The sequence below is a fragment of the Halopelagius fulvigenes genome, from assembly GCF_042662625.1.
Classification (GTDB): domain Archaea; phylum Halobacteriota; class Halobacteria; order Halobacteriales; family Haloferacaceae; genus Halopelagius; species Halopelagius fulvigenes.
Genome location: NZ_JBHSXH010000016.1, coordinates 1 through 4,373 on the forward strand (window position 1 = coordinate 1; position 4,373 = coordinate 4,373).

Consider the following 4,373-nt stretch of genomic DNA (forward strand, 5'->3'; position numbering starts at 1 on the left):
CGGCGGAGTTGCCCACGTTACTCGAACGGTTCGAAGACGCGGGGTACGCCACCGCCGCCTTCCACGGTAACCCCGACGACGACGAGCTAACGTCGCGCGGGTTCACCGTCCCGGACGGCGAGAGCCGGGAAGGCGGCGTCTCCGATAAGGTCCGTCGCGCCGTCGGGCGGCGAATCGCCGACGACTCGACGCTCTCGGGCGCGCTCGAAGCGACGAACCGGACGCTCGGGTCGTCGTTCGGCGTCAACATCGCCTCGTCGTCGTTCGTTCCCGGGGAGGTCCTCACGGACCGCGCGCTGGAGTGGATGGACGAGACGGACGGCCCTCGCTTCCTGTGGGTTCACTACGGCGACGCGCTTCCCCCGCACCAGCCCCGACCGGAGACGGAGAGCGAGTCGCTCACGTCGCGTCGGGCGACGAGGCTCGCTCACGCGTGCCGACGCGACTCGGCCGACCTCTCGGAGGAGGACGAAGCGGACCTGAGGCGACTCTACCGGGGCGAACTGCAGCACCTCGACCGGTGCATCGGTTCGTTGCTGGAGGGCCTCGACGCTCGACTCGACCGCACGGAGAGTACGGTGGCGTTCGCCGGAACGAACGGGTGCGCCCTCGGCGACGGAGACGGGTGGCACGAGCAGGGACGTTCGCTGTCCGACGACTGCGTTCGGGTCCCCGTCCTCGTAGACGGTCCGACGTGCGACCCCGGCCGGTACGACTTCGCGGTGTCGGCCGTCGACGTCGTCCCGACGCTCATCGGCGCGGCGAACCGCGAACCGCCGGAGGTCGGCGCCGGATCGGACCTCGGGTCGCTCACCGACCGTCGGGTGACGGAGCGACAGGTGTTCGCTCGAACGACGGGTGACCCGCCGGAGGTGATGGTGTGCAACGGCCGGTGGAAACTCGTCCGGCGGCAGTCCGACGGACGCGAACGCCTGTACGACCGGAGTCAGGACGCGGACGGAGTTCGGGACCGGTCGGGCGAGAACCTCCCCGTCCACCGGGCACTCCGACACGCCCTCGACTGCTTCGTCGAATCGCGCGGCCTCCGCGACCGTTCCCGGTTCGGCAGCGGTTCGAGCACCGAAGCGGTCCATCAACCCGGCCGTTAAATCAGAAATAACGCCCGAATAATCCGCCCCTCGAACGCTCACTCTCCCGAACACGTCCTCTCGAAGGTTGTTCCGGTAACCGTGATTTTCATCACGCTAGACCATTATTTCATCGGAAGGTTTTTGTAATTAACCGGCTATTAACCGAGTGGATGGTGTGGAAAACCGCTTCCGGGCATGAAGCGCGGGCGACTACTCGCCCGTTCTACCGACCGGCGTATCGCGTCGGTCGATGGTCCTCGCTTACGCTCCGACGGGCCGTCGCACCGCGACGGCTTCGGAGTAGAGGGTCCCACGCCATCCCGACGTACTCGCGGGTGTGCCAATCTGCGGGTACCGACGCTGGGCGCGACGCTACTTTCGTCACCACTCTCCGTTCGCGCCCGACACGCAGAGAGAGCGACCGCCGTCGGACGCGACTCGACGGGACGGATGCTGCCGCGACTGTCACCGTCGCTCCCGATCGTACGCGTGCCGTCGAGCGAACGTCCGCTTCGGTCGCCACCTCTCGAACGCAGAGACAAACGTCGTCTCCCGTGCCGCCGCGCGTCGGAGGCACCTGTGTCGGGGGACACAGCAGAGACGACGACCAGAGGTACCAACTGCGGAACGCGGGGGAACGAGACGTGGGGGAACGGAATGCGGGGAATGCGGGGGAAGCGGGGATTGGGGAATCCGAAGGGGGAACGGAAAGCCGACGCGGGGGAACGGACGAGACCGGATGGGGGAGCAGATTCGGGGGACGCGCGGTCACAGGGAGGCGGAACGGAGTTCGTCGTAGACTCGGACGAGTCGCCGCCTGACTCGTTTCGAGCGAAACGTCGAGGAGGCGGATACGGGCGGTTTGCGTGTCGAGGGGGATTCGACGACGTCGCCGACGAGGAGACTCGTATCGACGGGGACGGCGACTTTGTCGCCCTCGGAGACGGCGTCGCGCGCGAAGAGGGCGAGGAGTACGTCGCCGGGGACGTACGAACCAGTCTCGGAGACGGCGACCATCCGGTCGGCGTCGCCGTCGTGGGCGATGCCGACGTCGGCATCCGCGGCGGGGACGGCGGCGCGCAGAAGCGACAGCGTCTCCGCGTTCGGTTCGCTCTTGCGCGCCGGGAACCGTCCGTCGGTCTGACCGTCGAGCGTGTTCACGTTCGCGTCGAGTTCGTAGAGCGCATCGACCGTGACGCGGCCGGTTCCGTTGCCTAAATCGACGAGCGCGTCGAGACCGTCCATCGACTCGAACGAGGAGGAGAGCGCTTCGACGTGGCGGCGGGCGGCGTCGCCGTCCTCGGTCTCTCGGCCGAGTTCGTCCCACCGCGCGCGTTCGACGTCGTCCGATTCGAGGCGTCGGGTGATGGCGTCCGTCTGCTCCCCGTCGAACGCCTGGCCCGAGGGGTTCCAGAGTTTGATGCCGTTGTCGGGCGCGGGGTTGTGAGAGGCGGTGACGGCGACGCCGGCGTCGGCGTCGAGCCACCGGACGGAGCGGGCGACCGTCGGAGTGGACGCGACGCCGATGCGGACGACGTCGGTTCCGCACTCGCGGAGCCCCGCGCTCAGCGCATCGGCCAACATTCGACCGCTGTCTCGAACGTCCGTCCCGAGGACGACGCGGTCCGCGTCCGCCGCGACGGCCTGACCGATACGGAGCGCCAAGTCGGCGGTGACCGTCTCACCGACCGCTCCCCGGATACCGCTGGTGCCGAACATACAGGGAGTCTGACGTGGCGGCAGTATTGGTATGCGTCACCTAAGCCGACCGGCGTTCCGACACCGTATGCGAGGTCCTCTCGCGGTCAGTTTCGTCGTTGGCGGCGGCGCATCGCGTCGCGTTGAGGGACGATTTCCAGTTTGCCCTCGGAGGCGACCGTGACGTCGTAGCCGGCGTACTCGAAGGAGACGGAACCCACGATGCCCGCCGAGGGAGCGAACACCCGGTCGAGCGCGTCCGGGTCGACCGTTTCTGCCAGCGGCGGCAGATCCATCGGCCCCACCCCCTCCAGAGCGGCGATGCTGAGAACGACGTTCGTGCTGACGAGTTCCGAGTCCTCGCAGGCGACGTGGTACGAGTCGGCACGCTTGTCGTAATCGATGCGGCTCCGCCCCCATTCTTCGGACTGTGCGGTCATTGGCTGAGTTATAGGACGGGTATTGACTATCGTATATAAACATTCCTGTTCTCCATACAGTTCATAGGATTATGCTGATCTACCATCGTATACAGACGGCTAATACTCTCGAAAAACCCGAGCTGCGGGGACGAGAGTCGGGTCGCTGAGCGTCCGCCGTCGGGCGGCTCGCCTGTCAAATTGTCACACAGACCGACAGGTAGATGAGGGCAGCGAGTGGAACGTGACCCATGTGGCCGTGGGGACATCTCGCGTTCGGATACGTCGTCTACTCGCTCGTCTCACGAATCACTCGCGGTCGCGCGCCGGCGTGGCCCGCGGTCCTGCTTCTGGCTCTCGGCACCCAAGCGCCCGACCTCGTGGACAAACCGCTGGCGTGGACGCTGAGCGTCCTCCCCAGCGGTCGGTCGTTTGCGCACTCGCTCATCTTCGGCACCGTACTCGTCGGCCTCGCCGCGGCGCTTCTCCGGCGTCTCGACTTCGACGGCGGCGGCGCGTTCGCCGTCGGGTACTACTCGCACCTCGTCGGTGACGTGCTCATCCCCCTCTCGACGGGAGATTTCGAGAAACTGGGGTTCCTCCTCTGGCCGGTGCTCTCCGTCCCCGAGGGCCACACCCCTTCGGTCGGCATCATCAGCTACCTCCTGACTCCCGACCTGACCGTCCGGTACCTCTTCGAGATGGGGTTGGCCGGACTCGTGGGCCTGTGGTGGCTCCTCGACGGTGCGCCCGGTGCCGCGGAACTGTGGCGCGCGGTGCGGCGGCGCGTACCCCGACTCCCGACCTGACGACCGGGGCGACTCGGTCGGTCAGGTCATTACGAGATTCATAATCATTGGGGTGGACTTCTAGGGGGAAGTATGGACGTCGTTCTCATCACCGCGGCCGCCGCTCGACACGACTACGTGTTCGACGGCGAAGGACGAGTGACCGATTCGCTTCCGGCGCTCTCCACGCTCGCGTCCGATTCGGCAGTCTTCTCCTGCGCTTACTCCGGGGCACCGGCCTCGAAGACTACGATGCGCGTACTTCTCACGGGGACTCACGCCACGGGTCAGAGCGCGGCGGAGTTGCCCACGTTACTCGAACGGTTCGAAGACGCGGGGTACGCCACCGCCGCCTTCCACGGTAACCCCGACGACGA

The 4,373-nt window shown here is 66.9% G+C and carries 4 protein-coding genes and 1 pseudogene; 3 read left to right on the top strand and 2 right to left on the bottom strand.

Features of this window, described 5'->3' with window-relative positions:
- The coding region (locus ACFQEV_RS19815) for a sulfatase-like hydrolase/transferase (protein WP_379699989.1) at positions 1 to 1,109 on the top strand (1,109 nt) is incomplete at its 5' end.
- 846 nt (positions 1,110 to 1,955) lie between these two features.
- Here the strand turns inward: ACFQEV_RS19815 and ACFQEV_RS19820 are convergent.
- Positions 1,956 to 2,810 (bottom strand): annotated as a pseudogene (locus tag ACFQEV_RS19820) (phosphohexomutase domain-containing protein); the annotation flags it as partial.
- An 86-nt stretch (positions 2,811 to 2,896) separates the two neighbouring features.
- Positions 2,897 to 3,229, bottom strand: coding sequence for a HalOD1 output domain-containing protein (locus tag ACFQEV_RS19825; RefSeq protein WP_379699992.1), 333 nt, complete (start codon positions 3,227 to 3,229; stop codon positions 2,897 to 2,899).
- A gap of 230 nt (positions 3,230 to 3,459) precedes the next feature.
- Here ACFQEV_RS19825 and ACFQEV_RS19830 point away from each other — a divergent pair, with 230 nt between their 5' ends.
- Together ACFQEV_RS19830 and ACFQEV_RS19835 are read left to right on the top strand one after the other, a co-directional pair.
- The gene (locus tag ACFQEV_RS19830; protein WP_379699995.1) at positions 3,460 to 4,017 is read left to right on the top strand and encodes a metal-dependent hydrolase; all 558 of its coding nucleotides are present in this window, start codon (positions 3,460 to 3,462) and stop codon (positions 4,015 to 4,017) included.
- A gap of 72 nt (positions 4,018 to 4,089) precedes the next feature.
- The coding region (locus ACFQEV_RS19835) for a sulfatase-like hydrolase/transferase (protein ID WP_379699998.1) at positions 4,090 to 4,373 on the top strand (284 nt) is incomplete at its 3' end.